This is a genomic window from Fructilactobacillus fructivorans (genome assembly GCF_001434095.1).
In the GTDB taxonomy this organism is placed as follows: domain Bacteria; phylum Bacillota; class Bacilli; order Lactobacillales; family Lactobacillaceae; genus Fructilactobacillus; species Fructilactobacillus fructivorans.
The window spans coordinates 42634-61048 of sequence record NZ_AZDS01000001.1 but is presented as its reverse complement, the minus strand read 5'-3'; the positions used below and the strand labels follow the sequence as shown (position 1 = coordinate 61048).

The following is an 18415-nucleotide window of genomic DNA, read 5'->3' as shown; positions in this document are numbered from 1 at the left end:
ACTAATGAAACCATAAATTAATATAATAAAAAACATTCCATTCAGATTAGATAAATCTAATCTAAACGAAATGCTTTAATTACTCAACATCTTTTAATTTTTGTTCACTAACATTATCCAAACGATCGCCGACGGCATTAACCATCTTTAAGCACTTTTGAATATCTTCTTGACTCATATCTAAAACGGAAAAGCACTGATTGACGTGTTCATATACTTTATCGCGTTGTTCTTTTGCATAATCAGTAGTATCAACGATAACTACACGTTCATCTTTATGACTTCTAGTTCTGGTAACCCATCCTTGTTTTTCAAGGCGTTTTAGTAGCGGCGTCAACGTTCCACTATCAAGATCGAGGTATGAGCCAAGCTCACGAACGGTCATTGGTGCATGTTCCCAAAGTACCAACATGGTAATGTACTGGGGATAAGTTAAATTAAATTGAGATAAGACGATTTGGTAGTACCGACTAAACTTTTTACTTGTATTATAGATTCCAAAGCACAGCTGGCTTTCAATCTTACGTGGTTCAACCATAATAATCTCTTCTTTCTAAAAACTCTTGTACTATCTTATATTTTACACAACTAAATAACAAATACAAGGATACACAGAAATTAAGTGTTTATTTTATGATATTTTTATTGTATGATTGAAAGGTAGTAATTGCCCGAGTGGCGGAATTGGCAGACGCGCAGCGTTCAGGTCGCTGTTCAGTTTACTGGGTATGAGTTCGAATCTCATCTCGGGCATTTTATATGTTTTGGCTTAGGTGTGATTGCTGTTATATCAGCATTCTTATATATATAATCTAATCAAAACTAAACAAAACTAATTAAATTGCGACCATTTTGTGACCATAATAAAGACGCTACCAAAATTAATTGGTAACGTCTTTTTTGTTATTTTCTTCAAATCTCTTTTTGATTATTTCAGAAAATCTACTTAAATCATCTTGAGTAGCTTGTTTCATTAAAAAACTTTTTGCACGTGAGCGATCACTCAAATATTTTGCATGCTGTTTATTTTTATCTTGCCATTTTTTGTTAGCAATAGTTCTTTTATTTTTACTTGGCATATTTATGTTTTCTCCTATAAAAACTTCCCATTATATTATACTATGCATAGTATAATATGTCAATGATCTTTATTTAATTAATAAATTCGCAATTTGAAAAATTATTGCAACAGTTATTAAGATTCCTAATATTATAACTAAAGTCTTATTTTGCATGATATCTTGCCAAAAGGTATACTAAAAGCAAGGGACAACGTCCCTTTAACTTTTATTATTTGAAAAGCTTGCCTATCATTCCTAGGATTGAATTAACAATATTTAGTAATAAGCCAATTATGTTTAATATTGCTAAATCTTTTTGATAATCAGGCTTTTTATTATGCCTACCTTTCAACTTCTTCCCTCCTTTCCTTACAATTATTATGTTACTATGCATAGTATAATATGTCAATACCTTCGATAAAAAGATTAAACAGTTTCAAAACTGCCAAGTCAACGTTGAATACCTAATTTAGCACATTTTACATTGACGACTTAAATCAAAATAAAAAAGCCCACTTCATAATTGAAGTGAGCTTTACTTATATGTATCCTCTCTAGGACAACCTAGAAAGGAGATAAAACCATGAATAACCGTACACGTAATCAGCGCGTAAAGAGGTAATTCATTTGAACCATCTACAATTCACATTATATTTAATTTAAATTAGTTGTCAATAAAATACTATTAATTGTTATAATTAAGTAGTTCTTGTGTTTATATTCGTCTAATCAGCGAAAATAGCAAGAACGTTAGGAGGTAATGATTTTGTGCCATCTACGCAATTTCATAAAAGCTATTATAGTAAAAGTTATCGTATCGGTAATTAGTACTTTAATAGTTACTGCTATCTTAAGCTTAATTTAAATAGCAGATGGAATTAGGTAATGCCTTAAGTGCATTACCCTTTTCTATACATAATTATAACATAACTAAAAGCCCCACTACCAAAGTAGTGAGGCTTATTTTTTATCTAAATGTTCCCCAAGCAACTTGTCCTACTTGACGAACTGGTAAGTAAAGGGTTTTTCCATTAAAGCCAGTATAAACGGTCCAAACATAACCATTTTTAACTACGTAACCGTAGTAATGAACACTTGCGTAAGCAGGCAATGTGCCAGATTTAGTAGCATTCGTCGATGGACCATAATGTACGTTGATTGGTTGATTGCCATTAGTAAACGTTGCATTTTCCGAGTGAAAACCAGAATTAGTAGTCTTAGGTTGCTGAGTTGGCTGACTTTGAGGTTGTGACGTTGATGGGCTAGTTGGTATATTTACACTTCCCACGCCATCTTTAACGTCATGCGCAAATTGAGTAGGTGTTACTCCCATTTGAGATAGATAGCCGTAAGGGTCAGTATGATCTCCCCAAACATGGTTACTAATCCAGTTATGTGACTTTACTCCAACATAACTATTTGAATCAGTATCCAATGGAATTCCATACTTTTGCGCACTTTCTCGAAGTAAATTAATGTATGTATGATAGTTTGTCTTAAAATCCTGTTTGTTATAAGTACGTGCTAGCTCAATCTGAACCGGCGAATTAGCGTTAGCCCATGAACCAGCTCCCCATGATTGATAGTCGGGTTGACCAATTTGATAAATGTTACCTGCTTGACCCGCATTGTTGTTTCCTACAATGTACTGTACGTAAGCACCATTAGAGTTCCATGTGTTCTTTTCAAAAGAAGCATTATTTTGAGCCGTAGCTTCACTACCAGTTTCATGTGCCACAATAATATTGTTATTAGTACGAGAAGCTGATCCTTCATTACGATTCAATTGATACTGATTGTTAATGTTGGAAGCATGAACATTGGGCAAACCAGCCGAAAATAAAAAGCTTACTGACAAAGCCAAAGTACCTAACGTAAAAAATAATTTATTGGTCTTTTTCATTTTGACCACCTTTCTTATTAACTGATGAGCCATCGTCTGTAACACGTTGTACGTTATTAATGACCCCTAAAATTCCTAAAATAGTGAAGATAGTGTTAATAATTCCTGTTAATTGATCAAAAGAAACTGGCGGAGTAATACCAAAAGCCTGTAAGATTTCTTGAATTGCAACTAGTCCAAGTGAAGTAACTGAAGATAATACAACTCCGTTAAGGCTCCCATCATCGTTTCGAATTTTAATATGTAGTTTTTTCACTTTTTTCGTCTTCCTTTTCTAAATTCTTTATCCTAACGTCGTGCTCTTTTAGTTTTAATTTTTGTTGATCTATATCATTTGAGATTTGTTCATCACGTTCTTTGAAGGTCTTCGAGAGTTCACTCAGTGTTTCTGACAGGTTGTTCATTGATGTTCGTAAGGGTTTTACCACAATCTGATTAAAAACCCACACAACAAAAGTCACTATTGGTACAAGGATTGACAGCACTGAAGCCCATTCAGTTACGTCAATGCCCAAAAATTGCAATTTACCACCACCTTCCTTAAAAACTTATCCAATAAAAAAACACCGACTATTCAGTCGATGCTTCATATTCTTTTCCTGTAATGTCTTTATAGTCAGACGAAGTAATTTGTCCATTTTTAACAAATCCAGCTACATCTAAATCTGTATAAATTTGATCGTTATAAAAGTCTTTAACAAATGACTTCCATGTCATAATTATTTACCTCCAATCTGTTTGGCTAAAAATGCCACTTTTTCTCTTAATTGGTTATTTGACTCAGTTAATTCCTTATTGCTTCCAATTGCATCAGATGTTTGTTGAATCGAAAAAGCTGTGGCATTTTGTAATTGCATATTCTTCTTATCTGAAGCATCTCCAGCTTTATCTAATTCATTTAACTTTTGACTCATGATTTTATTATCAAAATCTGCAGATTTTTTCGGGAATGAAGTACTTACTGGCTCGCCTTCCATATAAATAAAATCTTCTAAATTATCTAAAAAATAATCTGAATATTTATCAGGAACTTTAACCATTGAAGAACCATTAAAGCTCTCCTTTTGTGCATTAATGATTTCTCCATTTTTATTTACTGTTACATAAAAATTCATCTATATTTCCTTTCTTTTACATCGAGTAAACAGGTCCCTCAACATATAGACTTACTGTATCTGGGAAATTGTTTGGATCCATCCCAATCCCATTTCTCATTTCTTCAAACGTAATCTGATCACCTAAAGTTCTAAATTCAAAGCCTAGTTGTGAAGCTAATCCATAAGTTCTTCCAGTTAACTGATTTACATGGACAGTATTGTTAGCTAAATAATCAGGCAAATAAAACAAGACTTTTTTAGGGCTACCCCACTCAGTACTATTAAACAGTTCTTTTTTACATTTAAAATAACCAGAAAAATACATAATTTTAAACCCTTGTACATTTACTACCTTAGCTCCCCAACCATCAACTTGACTAACATTCTGACCAACATTTGGCGGAGTTGTATAGCTAGTTACATTTACATCTGTATCAGTTAATAAATCTGGCACATCCATTAAATTCTTATAACTTGTTTGTGGATAGATGGCATCCCCAGTATTTTTGTTTCTTAAAATGATATCTTGAATTGCCATTTAATTTCCTCCTTTTAAACTTTGTACCAGTTTGAAGCCGTACCATTTTTAATTGTCCGATAATTAGCAGTATCAGAATAATAACAGAATTGAATATCTTTGTTTCCGGCAACTAAACAATTAACTTTTGTGGCTTCTACTGTTGGTGCATTTGCTACATTTTTACTAGTAAACGCTAAATATGGATCATCTCTATTAACTAAATCATCCATATTTTTAATTGAAGGCAAAAACTGTAATGAACCAAGATTACTAATATTGCTAACCGTATAATCCTTAGCATTGTTTAAGGAACGATCTATTTGTTTTTTATCAACTAGATTTTTTAAATCGCTCTTATGAACAACTGTACTTAAACGATTTTCTCCTAAATTAGTACCCATGATACTTTCCAAAGCATTTTGAACATTTAATTGCCATTCTGGGAGACCTATTACAGCATCTGGATGGGTTTGTGGGAATACTTGCTTTCTCTGATTACTCCCATCGTTTTTAGGGACTGTCATTTGCCTAATTTCATATTTGTTCATTAACTATCACCTCCTACTGGTTCAATACCAACATCTTGAACCTTGATGGTTTCAACTCCGTATGGAATACCTGATTCCTCATTCGTCGAAACAATGTCATAAGAAAAAGGACTAGTAGCATTATCTAGTCCTTCAAGATATAATGATCCACCAGCAATCTCTCCAGTGGCAATTACGTTACTTAACTCTCCATTTTTAAGTTGCGTTTCATCTAAACGCTTTTTTAGCGTCTCATAAACAACACCCTCAACATCAACACGAGCATTTTTTACTTCAGCGTCTTGGGTTAATCCTGAAAGTGTAGATTGCAATTCATTTTTTAAAGTATTTATTTCATTAGAAGTTCGATTATTTTCTGCTTGATATTGATTCAAAATAACGCCAATACGTTCACCTAAGCGTGCAATTCCTTCACGAACATCCAAACCATATGCCTTCGTGCGTACCCACTTTGCAAACTCTAATAGTAAATCATCAACCAACGTCAAATCATTATTATCAGCATTTTCAATATGCATATAATCATATTTATTACTCATACATCCTCCTTTCTACACAAATGCACGATTATATGAATAACTAGCGTCAATGTGCTGATTTTTCCAACTGCTAGTAAACTGCCAAGCATTAGCACCATTAGGAGAATTTTTAACTCCATAACTAGCGATCCATTTGTACTTACCGGCTTGATTAAACCGATAATCAAACCAACTTCCAGACGAATAATCACACGTATTGGTATAACCGGCATTAATTAGTACTTGATAAAACTGCTTCATTTGATTAGTTAAAGTGTCTCTATTAGTAGACAATCCACCTGCCTCAACATCCAAGATAACTAAAGTATCTTTGGAAATATTTCTATCCCGTAATTGCTGAAGGAAGTAGTTTGCTTCATTCACTGGATCACCGCGATAGAAATGATAAGCACCGATAAACTTCATCCCAACTTTTTCAGCATTAGCCTTATGGCTATCAAAGATTGAATTAACATAACCAGTTCCTTCAGTTAACTTACTGATAATACCCTGAGAACCTTGCTTTTTTAGGTCTTTCATCGTATCAACAGAAATATTTCCATTATTAGATGAAGTATCAATAAAAGTACTTCCAGCATTCCAATTATCAGCATTAGAATTATCAGAGCTGTCTGAACTACCTGAGCTATCATTATTGGAACTATCAGATTGACTAGGATTACTTGATGGCTCATTAGAACTTGAACCATCATTTGTATTCTGTGAGGTACCATTTTCATTACTGTTATTAGCAATATGATTAAATACATCTGAGTATACTTTATTTTGTAAATTACGTTGGTAGTCAAAAATAGTCTTGGCAGTATTATTCAAAGTTATTTGCGTGGGTTGAGACCGGTCTTGTGGATAATATTGATAAGAGACTACTTCAAGCTTGGTGGCCGGATTATCTTTTCGCACTTCCATATGGACCATGTCTCCAGCTGTCGGTTCATCGTGAGTAGTCAAAGTTGCGTCAATAGTTAAAGATGGCTCTAATGTTAATTGGCTTAAAGCATATTGCTTCATGCTATTTGCATCAGTAAAACGGTCATCAGAAATGTCCGATAATTGATGAACACCCCACTTATCAATACTGCTTTGGTCACTAACCTGAAATGGTTCGAAATAGTATTCTGTAGATGTATTGTCATCCGCGTCATCTGGTTTATCTTTAGCTTTACCAGTACACCAAACTTGATTAGTTATCGTAGTACTGTCATATGTAGGTTTAATCTCGCTGGCATTGTATAAATATCCTAAGCGGTGGCCAAGGTCTTGAATGAAACTATCGTGCTGATAAATCTTGATATGCCGATTATCCGGAAAGATGATCGCATCTGACCATGTTTCAATGATTTTGCTTAAGGCATCTTGCCCACTCATATTACCTAGGTTTTCAATTTGGTTACTAGGAAATTTACCAATGATTTCGTAAGTGAACCCCTGACTATTACCATCAAAAACAAAACTCATAACATCTTGCGGCGTATAAGTTAAAACACCATTTCTGACGTTTCTTTGACGAAACCACTGACATTCACTATAAACGTGAGTGGCTACAACGTCCTTAGTACTAGCTCCAGAGTTATAATCTGGCGCAATTTGCTTAATAATGAATTCTTGTCCTCGAAAAAATAAACTAGCTTCGGGTGTTAGCAATGAGTAGCCACTACTCCCATCATCGAAAGCAGTAAATTGAAGCTGATATGAGGAATTCTTTTCCCATTGTATATAAAAAGAGTCACGCTTAACGCAACTCAATTTTGCTTCATATCCACGTTCAGTGCCTTGACCTTGAACAATTAATCGATTATCCATCAAATCACCTCTGTTCCTAAAGAAGTATCTTTTTTAATGGTTGGAAAATAATCTTCTTGATTGGGGGTTAAATCTGGTTCAATGATTTTTACTGAATCAGTAAAGTTCAGCTTTAATTTTGCACCATAAATATTAATAATATGAGATCCTGTGTTTTTAGGAGCCCAATAAACAACCTTCACTGATTTTGTATCGTTTGCATAAACAAATACATATAGGTCTTCCATATAATTATCAGTATCAGTAGTCTTAACTTTATCAATTAAGGTATATCCACTTAGCTGATTAACCATGTCCATAATTGGCCTACCAACTTGATTTAAACCAATACAATTCTCGTTAAATAAATGATAAGTATGAACAGCTAAATCACAAAATAGTCCAATAATTGCATAACCTAAATAATCTTGTAAGATAATTTCACGCTGAGTTAATTTTATTGCATCTTCATCATTCCAAAATCCTTGCCAGTCGTCTCCCGTCTCGCCATATCTGGAATAGCCAAATTCGTTAGAAGCTAAGGGAAGTCTAATGCCCGGAAATGTCCCTTGTTGCATTAATATTTCTGGGGCACCTTTATTCCACTGTTGGTCGATATAATCATGAACTAATATAGCATCAGCATTACTAAATAATCCTTTAATTTTTTCACGGTCAATGATGTTTCGATATTGTCCAGGAATGTTTGCCAAGCCACTTACTGTATTTATTGATTTATTATCAATATATTTATTTTCATTAACGATCCACCGTTGCATTTCAATCCAAGAATCCATGCCGGCTACATTATTACCAAATAAATCATTAACCCAAGTGACATTTGGCTCATTCCAGTTATTCCAGATTATTCCTTCATCGGCAAAATTTTCAAAAATGATCGTTATACACTTCTTAATAGACTTTAACTGTTTATAAGAATAATAGCTTCCAGTTTCAGAATGATAAGTTGGCGTTGTATCAACTCCAAAATTAATCATTGGCTTTAAATGATATTTTTTACACAAGTCTAGTGCTCTAGTAATTCTATCTAATTCATCATTTAAAATAGTATATCCATCATCATTTCTGCCAAGCCATGTACCAATATTTATATATTTAAATCCGGAATCACTAGCTGTTTTCATGGTATTTTCAAGCATCCAATCTGGATAATATTTCCATGTACTTATTGCTAGCTTTTCAGATAATGGTTTACGCGAATTAAGATCATCCTTTGTACTAAAAACCAAATAATCACCTCCTAAATATAAATAAATGGAAATTCAAATTTTACATCAAAATTAGTACATCCACTGACTTCAATCTGGTTGAATCCCGGTTCTAGTTTAATATTGCCAAAATCAGTCTGATTATTTACTTGATTTCCATGGAGAAAACTATCAACACCATCTAGAAGAATCTCATAATTATTATTATTGCTTCCATTATATGTATAAGAACTACCATTCGTTCGATTATTTAAAGTGATCTTTGATCCAACCCATTTTAAATGAATTTTTAAATCATGGTGCTCAAAGTAAGGATCAATGGCAACTCCACTTGGATTAAGTAAATTAAAACTAAATTCATCGATAAAATGAAAGTCCTCTTTATCCATAGCAGGCAAATTAAAACCCAACGGGAAATCGTCCCAAAGGTCCGCTTGATTGAGCGAATCAAAACGAGAAAATTTATAACCAGTAGGATTTTCGAATGCAAGTGTGAATTGAGAATCATTAGTTCCATCACCGATTAAATTAATCTCTGATGTAACTGGTCGTAAAAATTGGACGAACATTGGTTCCGCATCCGTTCGAATTCGATAGATCCTTTTTTGCATAAATAATTGCAAAATTTGTTGCTTAACCGCTTTAAAATCATAATAATCTCGAAAATGAACGAAGAAATTTAAATTAACGGTATTTTTGTTAATAGCTGCTAAATTAAATTGGCTCCCATCCATCCCCGTAACATCTTGATAGTTATTAGTTAGAGCTGGATTAGATTGTGCACCTAAAAATTGCAACTGAGGAATCTTGTCAGTGACATTAAATTCTGGATTGCCATCAATACTTATAAATAATTTTGGCTTACCTACCATTAATATGCACCTCCTAATAGATTACCGTAGTCGCTAATAGACTGGTTACGAGCGTCCATCTTGTATCGTTCCTTAGGCGACTGTGAAGTCTGATAGATAGCTTGAATTTGTTTTTCACTCAAACCATTAGTAACCGCAATCAGTTTCAACAACTTATCAAATTTATTATTCATTTCTTGAATAACATTTGCTGATTGATTATTAGTTGAATGATTGTCTTGGGCTAGATTTGGATCATCTTTAGCAAATTTCGAAACTACTTCGCTCATTAATTGCAAACCTCGTGGCCTCTTTTCAGCTGACATCGGAATAACCATTTCCGGCTTATTATTTTCAGCAATTTCAGCTACTTGGTGATTCTGAGCAATACCACCATTAGCGTAAGCATGATGCCGAGTCCAGAAATCGTAGGCACCTTTAGCACCGCCATAACGTTTTACATAGCCCTTCATCCATTTTAATTGTGTAATTGGATTAGTGCGGTAGTCTTTTCCAGCACTAGCCATTTTGCTAGCTGGCAAGGACTGTGGTAATCCATATGCACCACCATTTGGATTGGTAGCACGTGGATTCCAGTTAGATTCATGGTTAATAATATAGTTATAGTAACCAAAATCACTAGGACTAATTCCGGCTTCACCTAACCAATCTTTGTGGCTTCCACTAGGTTGCTTAGTATTTCCACCACTTAACACAGGTTCCAAGTATTTTTTCATCCAGTTAAAGAATCCGTTACCTACTTGATTTTTAATACCCTGATTAGATTGATTAGTATTTTTCTTATCACTAGACTTATTACTTAATCCGGGAATTTTAGCGAAACCAGCTAATGGTTCACCAAATCCATGAATTGGACTATAGCCAATGTTAGGGTGAGCACTTGGTGATTGAGCAGACCACATGCGATTCTTCCCAGAAACAATTCCAACGTGAGAACTTCCACCATGGCCAAAGTAAGCTAAGTCACCCGGTTGAGCGTTCTTTTCGCTAACGTGAGGCAATGAGGAATATTGTGAGCCGGAAAAATGTGGTAAAGATTTACCAAATTGTTTTGCCACGTATGTAATCAATCCAGAACAGTCAAACGTATTAGAACCAGTAGCACCCCAAACATAGTGCTTACCTTTGGAATCTTTAATGGCTTTATTTAAGAAGTCACTTGCTGAGCCACTTCCAGTTACCTTATCAACAGTATTCCAAAGCTGACTCCACCAACTTTTAGCGGCGCCACTCATCTTGTTATACATACCTTTGGCAAAATTACTAAAAATAGCACCATTGCCATTTGGTTTCTTAAGTAAACCAGTCAATGCTTTCCCAGGTGACTTTAGAATGTTTTTGGCCATACTAACTTTTTGCTTAATAGAACTAGCCACATTGCCAACAAAATGGCTTACGGATTTACCAACACCGCTTGCAACGCTACTAGCTTTATTTACTGCATTATGAATGCCCTTAAATAAGCCAGTACCACTAGCAAAATGAGTAAATTGTTCCATAAGATTTGTTTCTTCAGCGTTGAGAATTTCTGTTCCAGCTGGAAGTAAACCAGTCCAATTTTTCTCTTTGGGTTGAAAGGCATTCCCATTAGGTAAAATAGCCGTTTCTTTATTACTACCGTTGACATTTTTACCATCATTTAACATGGCATAGGTCTGTTTGTTAATGGGACGACGCTTTGAAACACCAGTACCAGTAGCGTATTTAATTGGCTTGATAGTCTTACTCTTGCCACCGAAGGCATGAATAACCCAATCAATACCATTAATACCAGCATTTAAGCTACCTATAATGCCCTTCATACCACTGTGAGCATATTTTTTAATGTCATTCCAAATCTTTTTGAAGAAGTCACCAATACCGTTCCAAAAACTATGCCAACCTTTTCCAATGGAATGCCATGTACTACTAAACTGACTAGTTAACTTACCTAGACGACCACCACTTAGATCATTTATAAAGTCAAAACCACCTTTAAAGATGTTTCTAACTTCTTTCCACATATCTCTAACAATTCTTTTGATATCGCCGCCTAAATTACTCCAACGGCCGTGAATAAAATCAGAACCTAATTTGTTCTGATCTTTTTGCGTCTTCATAGCGCTCTTAGTGAGATTGTCGGCATCATTCCACATATTCCGATACTGCTTAGGCGTATCTTTGCGCATTTTATTTACAGTATCTCTAGTGCTTTTCTGTAAGGATTTAGTAGAATCTTTTGCAAAAGTAGAACCGCTTTTGAAGACATCTTTAACTTCTTTCCAAAGATCTTTAGCAATATTTTTAACATCTTTACCAAGATTGCTCCAACGACCATGAATAAAATCAGAACCTAATTTGTTCTGATCCTTTTGCGTTTTCATAGCACTTTTAGTAAGGTTGTTGGCTTCGTTCCACATATTTTTAAACTGCTTTGGCGTATTTTTACGCATTTTTTCTACAGTGCCATTAGTACTCTTTTGCAAGGATTGCATGGTATTTCTGGTATTCTTTGAAGCAGTCTTGAAACCTTTGGCAATATTGTTGCCCATTTCGCCAGCTCGCTTTTTAACTAAATTAACTGAGCCAGAAAAATCTTTTTTAATTCCGTTAAGGTCTTTATTAATTCCTTTAGTATCAATTTTTACTGGCTTTTGTTTGGGTTTCTTACTATTGTGATCCATCCAGTGTCCAAATCGCTTAAACTGATCATTGACCCACTTAAATGAACTACTTAACGGCTTTAATATGTATTTATTTACAAAATCACGAAATGGTTTAACTTTTTTATAGAGCAAAGCAAGCCCGGTGATTATAGCAGTAATTGCTACCGGTATAGCCATCCATGGACTCGAAAGCGCATCGAGTGTTGCTGTAACACCTTTCATAACTGTTTCTGAAGCAGTTAACTTACGAACAGCAGAAGAAATTCCAAGGACTTGGCTAGCTATTTTCATTCCCATTAATGGCTTGGTTAACTTAGTAATAACAGTCAATCCAGCGATCATAGGAGCAAATACTTTCGCATGTTTTGCCATAAAGTTAAGAAATGGTAGAAACACCGCGGATAAGTCTTTAATAGTACCTAAAAATAATTTAAAGCTACTAGTACCAGTAGACCTAACACTTCTAAAAAATTGTGTAATTGGTTTAGCATTTTTCGCAATATTATTACTTAAACGGTCAACGGTTTTAGTAACGCCATTAACCATACTATCTAAACCACTACTGATTGATTTAGTAGTAAAAACTTTTGAAAATGCTTTTGTGATAACGTCAAAACCACGACTTAATGAACTGCCTAATTTCTTAAACTCGTTATCGGTACGTTTATCTGATACCCATTTAGAAGCCGCCAAAAATAGTGGGTTCTTCATGTTCTGGATTGGTTTTTCAATATCACCCATTAATCTTGGTACTTGGGCTTTAATAGCACGAGTAGAACCAATTGCGGTTGATAGCATTCGATCAGCAGCTTTACCGTATTTCTTATTACCTAAGTTACTGAAGACTTGCTCAATATCATTGGCGGAAATTTTACCTTGTTTTGCCATTTGGTTTAAGTCAGAAACCGAAACATTTTTAGTTTTGGCCAATTGTTCTCTAAACATTGGGAAATACTGTGAAATTTGATTCAACATACCTGCATTGGCTTTCCCACGTGATAGACCGTTAACCATATCATTAGTAACTGAATTAATTTGCTGACCATTTAAGCCAACAGCATCCGCCATATTTAGCATGGACTTAGTCATGTCATCTGATTCGCCTTTATTAGAGTGAAGATGATAAAATCCCTGCTCTAAGTCATTAACAGTGTCTACAGATTGACCAGTTGCTGTAGATAAATCATTAATAGTGCCAACCATAGCATGACTTTTCTTGACGGTTCCAGATAAAGTTTGCCAAGTAGCGCCCATTTGTTGTTGCTGATTATTAAACTTTTGACCAGCAGCCAAAGCACTACCAATATGGTTAGTTATGCCATTCCATGCGGATCTAATAGTACTAGTAGCCAAATTAGCCTTAACAATTGAATGGAAAATTGATTCTGTTTTCTTACCCGTGCTGTTGGTCTCTTTTAATGAAGCGTTCCAACGAGTAAATGGATTCTGGCTATTCTTTTTCACGGCATTAGATAACTCACTAGCTTGGGTTTTACTTTTGGCCATCGAAGTGCCAAGTTCGTTGACTTTAACACGTTGCTTAGCTATTTCAGAACTATCAGCACCACGACTACTTTTGAGTCTTTCTAAGTAGTCTTTTTCTTTCTGGTATAAACTACTTTGCTTTTCCAGAGTACTTTGCATAGAACTGTATCGTTTTTTCGTAGCTTCAACCGTTTTACCTTCCGCATTGAGCCGATCAATTTGAGATTTATGTACTTTAGTGTCGTCTTCTAGGGCTTTTTTGCTCTGCTCAATTCCAGCTTTATAATACTGCTCGTATTTACGATCTTTTTCTAAGTAATTGCTATGTTTAGAAATTTGAATATTTAATTTTCTAATTTCTTTTTCATAATCCTGTCGAGCTTTAACATCTTGTTTAGATGAACCAGTCGTATTTTTGAGCGCGGTTTTATTTTGGTCTAATTCTTTACGCAAAATAATTAAGGCATCTTTTTGCTTACCTACTTTGGCCGCGCTTTTTTCGGATTGATTACCTGCTAGTTTGGCACGGTCTTCTGTATTTTTCCATTCGGCATTAGTTCGACGTAGTTCATTACGTAAACTGTATAAATCTGAGTCATCCACATCTAACGAAATTTTAGACGCTAGTGTGTTCACAACGTCTTTACTTGCCATTCATATCCTCCTTTCCCTAATAATTTTGATTTGGCGTAATACCAAGTCGATCTAATAAGCCCTTTGGATCTTCTGCTCGATCGTCAGGACTCTTAGCCTTCATAATGGTTTGCATTAAGAAGAAATCTTGTTGTTCAAAATCATCTGGCAATATATGAAAATATTCAAATGCCATTTGTTCTTCGTAATTGATGTCTTCGATGGCATTTTTTAATTCATTAATTACCGCATTTAGGCTTTTTTTGAGTCATCTGATTTTTCGGGTTCTGTTCCCGTTACTTTACTGGTAATAAAACTTACCAAGTCTAATAGTTCAGTTTGAGTTAAATCATCTAGCTTAGCTCGATATTTATCTGACAATCGCAAAATATCTAAAACAAATTGTTCAGCATTCGTTAACATTTCATTCATAGAATTCATCATCGTAATTTGATCACCAAGCAATTTATCACGTTGTTCGTCAGTTAATTCATCATCAGTTTTATCGTTTAGTTTTTGATTTTGACTATCAATTTTAGAAGTAGTACGTTGCATTTTCATTAAACGTAAATTCATTTGATAAACACGTCTAGTATTTTTTACGCTTCCTTTGACTTTAATTGGTGTTTTTAGTCCTAAATATTTCTCAACATTAATAGATACTGCCATTTTATGTAAAAATCCTTTCTTAAAACCGCCGAACATGTGAGAGTCCAATTATGCTTTTCTAAGGCGATTTTACTTATTTATGAATAACTATTCAGAAGTTTGAGTTTTGTTGCTTAGATTGGATTGTGTGTTGCCGTTATTATCTGAGCTCGGAAAAATATCGCTCAAAAAACTTATTAATATCAAAACTAGTATCACCAGTCCAACCGATTTCCATTCCATCATCATCGTCACCACTATTAATTGGTGTGTATGTCATGGAATCAGCTTGACGACTTTGGTTTTCATTGCTGGTTTGTAAATTAACGTCTCCAGTCGTTAAATGTCCCTTTTTAAATCCAAAATGAACATCATTATTTCCAGAATCACTGGAAACAACATCTAAAGCAACCAGAGTAGATTGAGGGTCACCTTCTAATGACCATGCTCCGTTATCTTGCTTTTTTCGTCCTAACAAGCGATTTTTAATATCTTTGCTTAGAAAGTTACTTCCAAGTGAAATAGAAGGTTGTGCTTTGCCATAAGAAGTCTCAACATTTTGGTTATTACCCCAAACACGTTGAACACTTTGCCCTAAACCAGAAATATTAGCCGTTGTCATACCACCATCTTTATCAGAGGTAACGGTATAAACTCCGTTATCACCGAAGGTAGGATCAATAGTACCATCATCTCTTAAAAGTGCGAACTTGGCTGTTTTAATACCAACTGTTCCGCCATCTTTTCTTGCCATTATAAAAAATCTCCTTTACATCATAATTTTATGAATTTTAATCGTTACACTCTCTTGCTTAGTATCTGGATCAATAAAATTACTAAATCCATTTGAGCGCCAATCGTTTTGTACAAAAAAATGAAGCAATGTTTTAATTACTTCATCAAAATTAAATTGAAATTGTTTAGAAAAAAATATTTGAACTTGAATACTTTTATCAACGCTAGTAAACGTATCATTGGCCCAATTAGCTAGCTCACTATTAATATCACTGATCAACATCGTTGTTTTTAGCGTCTCGTTTTCTAATTCTGTTGGAATACTATTGATATAAATATTATCCAACCAGCTAAATTGTTGAGAGCTTAAAATATCTTTTTTTAATTGTACTTTGGTATCAATCATCAGTAACATCCTTATAAGCATCTTTCATAGCTTCGGCAACTTTATCACTGGAATTCATACGAGTATTATCCACGAAATGATCTCCCACCATTTTTTTCGTACCATCATTGATAAAACGAGCGATATAAGCATGATTAACATCAAAACCGACCATGCTGTTGCCAATACGCATACCCTTTTCATCTTTTTTAGAAGTACGTACACTATCTTTTAAGTGACGATGTTGATTGGTTTCTTTATGACTGGTCACGTGACCACGATCAATGATTGATGCTTTTAGACCTTTACGAAGAACTTTTGCACCTGCTCCCGTAATTTTATATTTTTGCGAAGTATCTAAGTGAGCTTTACTGGCAACTTGATCGTAGACCGAATTTAATAAATTATTCATATTACTAAACTTATCCGCCATTTTTAGCCTCCAAAGTTAAATAATCGTAGTTCATAAAGCCGTTACCTTCATCAGGACTGTAATCAACTAACTTATATAAAGTATCTCCGTACTTAATTAATAAGTTACCAGTAATACGTTCATCATGCTTAACAATCAATGTAATAGTGTCTTGCCACTCGGTTCCTAGTAAATTATAACGAGTGGGCATGCTACGACGATAAGGACAAGCCCAGAGTTGAAATTTAGATTCAAAGCTTTCATACGTATTGCCGTTATTTTCGTTAGTCACTGTTTTAGGCACACCAACAGTAATCTTTTTATTGAAACTACTATACAGTAACTTTTTAGCCATTATCATCGTCCTCATTTTGTTCAGACTCAAGAACGTCGTACTTACTCCGCATAAAACCAATTAAACTTTTATAAGTAAAACTAACATCATACGTTGGTGTATCGCTTAGAGCAATTCGATAAGTGTAAAACGCTCCCGCTAATGAATAGACACAAATGTTATAAGCGTCCCTAATTTCATCCCGCTCGAAAAAACCGGGAACATTACTTCCTACCGCATTTTGTACGTTAGCTTCCGCAACATTTAAATAACCTTGTAATAAACTATCTTCATCGTTACCTAAAACTTTGATCGTGTCTTTAAAATCGTTTAATTCCGGCATAATTATTAATCTGCCTTACTATTGCTAGTAGTATTCTTAGTTCCTTGGTCAGGCAAATCAGTGAATGAATCGACCGTAAAGGCATCAAAATCAGTTAATTCAACATCAAATCGGTCAATAACCTTAACTTTAGTTGTATCAGACTCAAATCCCCCTGCACCATCATTAGTTGAATTAAGAGTCATTTGTTGACGGTCAAATAAAGTAATACCTTGCTTTAGATCACCATAAATAAATGGATGAGCTCCACCATTGTCTTGTAACCAGCGGTCAGAAATTACACAAATGGGTTTGCCATCAATTTCCTTTTGAGCCGGATTAGTAACATTATTCTGAACTAAATAATTACCATTAGCATCTTTAACAGTAGCTAATGCAGTAAAGCCAGATTGATTAGTAAAGATGGTAGAAGTATTAACAATAGCAGGATCTACCGCGGTTTCAATGGTTCTCTTAACGTCATCGAAACTATTAATGCCACTCTTTTTAGGTGCTGTTCCAATAACTTTTAGAATTTCGTTATTTCGAGTAATAACGTCTTTTTTAGCGATCCAATTATTAATGTATTGCATTAAGTTATCAGCACTATCTGCCATTACAGTATTAGTGAGACTGGAAATACCACCAAAACGTTGAATAGTGTATTCAATGCGGTTAACCTCTGGATCATCCATGCTAGGAATTTTGATATTTTCTTGACTCAGATTATTAAGAGGCTTAATAGCTGACATCTTTTCGTAAATACGTGATCCCTTTGAAGTACCAACATTTTCCACATTTACATATTGATCCAAAGCGTCATATTGGCGAGTGAGTTGATTGATTTGCTTTTGATCATCGCTAGGAACTGTTAAGCCTAATGAGCTATTGTCTGGACTACTAGGGTCCGTAACCGAGGTAACTTCATCAACCACTTTTGGATCCCCTCGTAGCATTCCTTTAAACTTATCGACAAAGTTAACTTTGTTCTTATCGTTAACTTTATGAGGTTTGCCATCATCATTTGACTTGCCTTCAGTGTTGCCACTAGGCTTATCATTTTCTCTAGCTTCATCTAGTTGAGACTTTAAAGCATCACGCTGAGACTTGGCATTGTTTCTATTTTCAGTGGTTTTTTTGTAATCATCTTCATTAAAAGAATCATTCATAACCATTTTATTAAGCTTGTCGTTTAGGTCAGATACTTCTTGACCTTTTTTAATCCATTTATTATTTAAATCATTAATATGCATTATGTATATTTTCTC

The 18415-nt window shown here is 34.6% G+C and carries 22 protein-coding genes and 1 tRNA gene; 1 reads left to right on the top strand and 22 read right to left on the bottom strand.

Annotation, left to right across the window (positions count from 1 at the left end; all coding sequences use genetic code 11):
* Window positions 1–79 precede the first annotated feature (79 nt).
* Window positions 80–538 (bottom strand): MarR family winged helix-turn-helix transcriptional regulator, encoded by a 459-nt coding sequence (locus FC73_RS00375; protein ID WP_010021627.1) that lies wholly within the window; start codon window positions 536–538, stop codon window positions 80–82.
* A 131-nt stretch (window positions 539–669) separates the two neighbouring features.
* Between FC73_RS00375 and FC73_RS00370 the strand changes: the two genes are divergently transcribed.
* A tRNA-Leu gene (locus tag FC73_RS00370) sits at window positions 670–753 on the top strand.
* 128 nt (window positions 754–881) lie between these two features.
* Here the strand turns inward: FC73_RS00370 and FC73_RS00365 are convergent.
* The 21 genes from FC73_RS00365 to FC73_RS00275 all read right to left on the bottom strand — a co-directional run bounded on the left by FC73_RS00365 (window position 882) and on the right by FC73_RS00275 (window position 18400).
* Window positions 882–1079, bottom strand: coding sequence for a hypothetical protein (locus FC73_RS00365; protein ID WP_010021628.1), 198 nt, complete (start codon window positions 1077–1079; stop codon window positions 882–884).
* A gap of 949 nt (window positions 1080–2028) precedes the next feature.
* Window positions 2029–2964 (bottom strand): N-acetylmuramoyl-L-alanine amidase, encoded by a 936-nt coding sequence (locus FC73_RS00360; RefSeq protein WP_010021630.1) that lies wholly within the window; start codon window positions 2962–2964, stop codon window positions 2029–2031.
* Window positions 2948–3220: a phage holin gene (locus tag FC73_RS00355; protein ID WP_010021632.1), complete on the bottom strand. Its 273-nt coding sequence runs from the start codon at window positions 3218–3220 to the stop codon at window positions 2948–2950. The genes FC73_RS00360 and FC73_RS00355 overlap by 17 nt, the downstream gene beginning before the upstream one ends.
* Window positions 3201–3488 carry a hypothetical protein gene (locus FC73_RS07020; protein ID WP_010021633.1) on the bottom strand — a complete coding sequence of 96 codons (288 nt, stop codon included), beginning with the start codon at window positions 3486–3488 and terminating at the stop codon, window positions 3201–3203. The genes FC73_RS00355 and FC73_RS07020 overlap by 20 nt, the downstream gene beginning before the upstream one ends.
* 46 nt (window positions 3489–3534) lie before the next feature.
* A complete protein-coding gene (locus FC73_RS06865) occupies window positions 3535–3681 on the bottom strand; it encodes an XkdX family protein (protein WP_010021634.1) in 147 nt (48 codons plus the stop codon).
* Window positions 3682–3683: 2 nt separating this feature from the next.
* Complete coding sequence (locus tag FC73_RS00345) at window positions 3684–4079, bottom strand: hypothetical protein (protein WP_010021635.1); 396 nt, start codon at window positions 4077–4079, stop codon at window positions 3684–3686.
* A 16-nt stretch (window positions 4080–4095) separates the two neighbouring features.
* Window positions 4096–4599, bottom strand: coding sequence for a hypothetical protein (locus tag FC73_RS00340; protein WP_010021636.1), 504 nt, complete (start codon window positions 4597–4599; stop codon window positions 4096–4098).
* A 14-nt stretch (window positions 4600–4613) separates the two neighbouring features.
* Window positions 4614–5129 (bottom strand): hypothetical protein, encoded by a 516-nt coding sequence (locus FC73_RS00335; protein ID WP_010021638.1) that lies wholly within the window; start codon window positions 5127–5129, stop codon window positions 4614–4616.
* Entirely contained in the window at window positions 5129–5668 is a 540-nt protein-coding gene (locus FC73_RS00330) for a hypothetical protein (protein WP_010021639.1), read from the bottom strand. Before FC73_RS00330 ends, FC73_RS00335 begins: the two co-directional genes overlap by 1 nt.
* 12 nt (window positions 5669–5680) lie before the next feature.
* The gene (locus tag FC73_RS00325) at window positions 5681–7468 is read right to left on the bottom strand and encodes a phage tail protein (RefSeq protein WP_010021641.1); all 1788 of its coding nucleotides are present in this window, start codon (window positions 7466–7468) and stop codon (window positions 5681–5683) included.
* Window positions 7468–8697, bottom strand: a complete 1230-nt coding sequence (locus tag FC73_RS00320; RefSeq protein WP_010021643.1) for a hypothetical protein — start codon at window positions 8695–8697, stop codon at window positions 7468–7470. Before FC73_RS00320 ends, FC73_RS00325 begins: the two co-directional genes overlap by 1 nt.
* 11 nt (window positions 8698–8708) lie before the next feature.
* Entirely contained in the window at window positions 8709–9548 is an 840-nt protein-coding gene (locus FC73_RS00315) for a phage tail domain-containing protein (RefSeq protein WP_010021644.1), read from the bottom strand.
* Window positions 9548–14332, bottom strand: coding sequence for an aggregation-promoting factor C-terminal-like domain-containing protein (locus tag FC73_RS00310; RefSeq protein WP_010021647.1), 4785 nt, complete (start codon window positions 14330–14332; stop codon window positions 9548–9550). Before FC73_RS00310 ends, FC73_RS00315 begins: the two co-directional genes overlap by 1 nt.
* 16 nt (window positions 14333–14348) lie before the next feature.
* Window positions 14349–14507, bottom strand: coding sequence for a hypothetical protein (locus tag FC73_RS06950; protein ID WP_010021648.1), 159 nt, complete (start codon window positions 14505–14507; stop codon window positions 14349–14351).
* 56 nt (window positions 14508–14563) lie between these two features.
* Complete coding sequence (locus FC73_RS00305) at window positions 14564–14980, bottom strand: phage tail tube assembly chaperone (RefSeq protein WP_010021649.1); 417 nt, start codon at window positions 14978–14980, stop codon at window positions 14564–14566.
* 139 nt (window positions 14981–15119) lie between these two features.
* Window positions 15120–15713 carry a major tail protein gene (locus FC73_RS00300; protein WP_010021650.1) on the bottom strand — a complete coding sequence of 198 codons (594 nt, stop codon included), beginning with the start codon at window positions 15711–15713 and terminating at the stop codon, window positions 15120–15122.
* Between the two features lie 15 nt (window positions 15714–15728).
* Entirely contained in the window at window positions 15729–16100 is a 372-nt protein-coding gene (locus FC73_RS00295) for a DUF806 family protein (protein ID WP_056936271.1), read from the bottom strand.
* A complete protein-coding gene (locus FC73_RS00290) occupies window positions 16093–16512 on the bottom strand; it encodes an HK97-gp10 family putative phage morphogenesis protein (protein ID WP_010021652.1) in 420 nt (139 codons plus the stop codon). The genes FC73_RS00295 and FC73_RS00290 overlap by 8 nt, the downstream gene beginning before the upstream one ends.
* Window positions 16502–16846, bottom strand: a complete 345-nt coding sequence (locus tag FC73_RS00285) for a phage head closure protein (protein ID WP_010021653.1) — start codon at window positions 16844–16846, stop codon at window positions 16502–16504. Before FC73_RS00285 ends, FC73_RS00290 begins: the two co-directional genes overlap by 11 nt.
* Complete coding sequence (locus FC73_RS00280; RefSeq protein WP_010021655.1) at window positions 16839–17168, bottom strand: head-tail connector protein; 330 nt, start codon at window positions 17166–17168, stop codon at window positions 16839–16841. The genes FC73_RS00285 and FC73_RS00280 overlap by 8 nt, the downstream gene beginning before the upstream one ends.
* 5 nt (window positions 17169–17173) lie before the next feature.
* Window positions 17174–18400, bottom strand: a complete 1227-nt coding sequence (locus tag FC73_RS00275) for a phage major capsid protein (RefSeq protein WP_010021657.1) — start codon at window positions 18398–18400, stop codon at window positions 17174–17176.
* Window positions 18401–18415 lie beyond the last annotated feature (15 nt).

Bases quoted from the DNA above. Each gene is read 5' to 3' on its own strand.
- FC73_RS00325 (WP_010021641.1), bottom strand. From the start codon at position 7,468: ATGGATAATCGATTAATTGTTCAAGGTCAAGGCACTGAACGTGGATAT.
- FC73_RS00365 (WP_010021628.1), bottom strand. From the start codon at position 1,079: ATGCCAAGTAAAAATAAAAGAACTATTGCTAACAAAAAATGGCAAGAT.
- FC73_RS00315 (WP_010021644.1), bottom strand. From the start codon at position 9,548: ATGGTAGGTAAGCCAAAATTATTTATAAGTATTGATGGCAATCCAGAA.
- FC73_RS00335 (WP_010021638.1), bottom strand. From the start codon at position 5,129: ATGAACAAATATGAAATTAGGCAAATGACAGTCCCTAAAAACGATGGG.
- FC73_RS00360 (WP_010021630.1), bottom strand. From the start codon at position 2,964: ATGAAAAAGACCAATAAATTATTTTTTACGTTAGGTACTTTGGCTTTG.
- FC73_RS00285 (WP_010021653.1), bottom strand. From the start codon at position 16,846: ATGGCTAAAAAGTTACTGTATAGTAGTTTCAATAAAAAGATTACTGTT.
- FC73_RS00275 (WP_010021657.1), bottom strand. From the start codon at position 18,400: ATGCATATTAATGATTTAAATAATAAATGGATTAAAAAAGGTCAAGAA.
- FC73_RS00340 (WP_010021636.1), bottom strand. From the start codon at position 4,599: ATGGCAATTCAAGATATCATTTTAAGAAACAAAAATACTGGGGATGCC.
- FC73_RS00300 (WP_010021650.1), bottom strand. From the start codon at position 15,713: ATGGCAAGAAAAGATGGCGGAACAGTTGGTATTAAAACAGCCAAGTTC.
- FC73_RS00290 (WP_010021652.1), bottom strand. From the start codon at position 16,512: ATGGCGGATAAGTTTAGTAATATGAATAATTTATTAAATTCGGTCTAC.
- FC73_RS00280 (WP_010021655.1), bottom strand. From the start codon at position 17,168: ATGCCGGAATTAAACGATTTTAAAGACACGATCAAAGTTTTAGGTAAC.
- FC73_RS06950 (WP_010021648.1), bottom strand. From the start codon at position 14,507: ATGGCATTTGAATATTTTCATATATTGCCAGATGATTTTGAACAACAA.
- FC73_RS00310 (WP_010021647.1), bottom strand. From the start codon at position 14,332: ATGGCAAGTAAAGACGTTGTGAACACACTAGCGTCTAAAATTTCGTTA.
- FC73_RS00375 (WP_010021627.1), bottom strand. From the start codon at position 538: ATGGTTGAACCACGTAAGATTGAAAGCCAGCTGTGCTTTGGAATCTAT.
- FC73_RS00345 (WP_010021635.1), bottom strand. From the start codon at position 4,079: ATGAATTTTTATGTAACAGTAAATAAAAATGGAGAAATCATTAATGCA.
- FC73_RS00330 (WP_010021639.1), bottom strand. From the start codon at position 5,668: ATGAGTAATAAATATGATTATATGCATATTGAAAATGCTGATAATAAT.
- FC73_RS00295 (WP_056936271.1), bottom strand. From the start codon at position 16,100: ATGATTGATACCAAAGTACAATTAAAAAAAGATATTTTAAGCTCTCAA.
- FC73_RS00305 (WP_010021649.1), bottom strand. From the start codon at position 14,980: ATGGCAGTATCTATTAATGTTGAGAAATATTTAGGACTAAAAACACCA.
- FC73_RS06865 (WP_010021634.1), bottom strand. From the start codon at position 3,681: ATGACATGGAAGTCATTTGTTAAAGACTTTTATAACGATCAAATTTAT.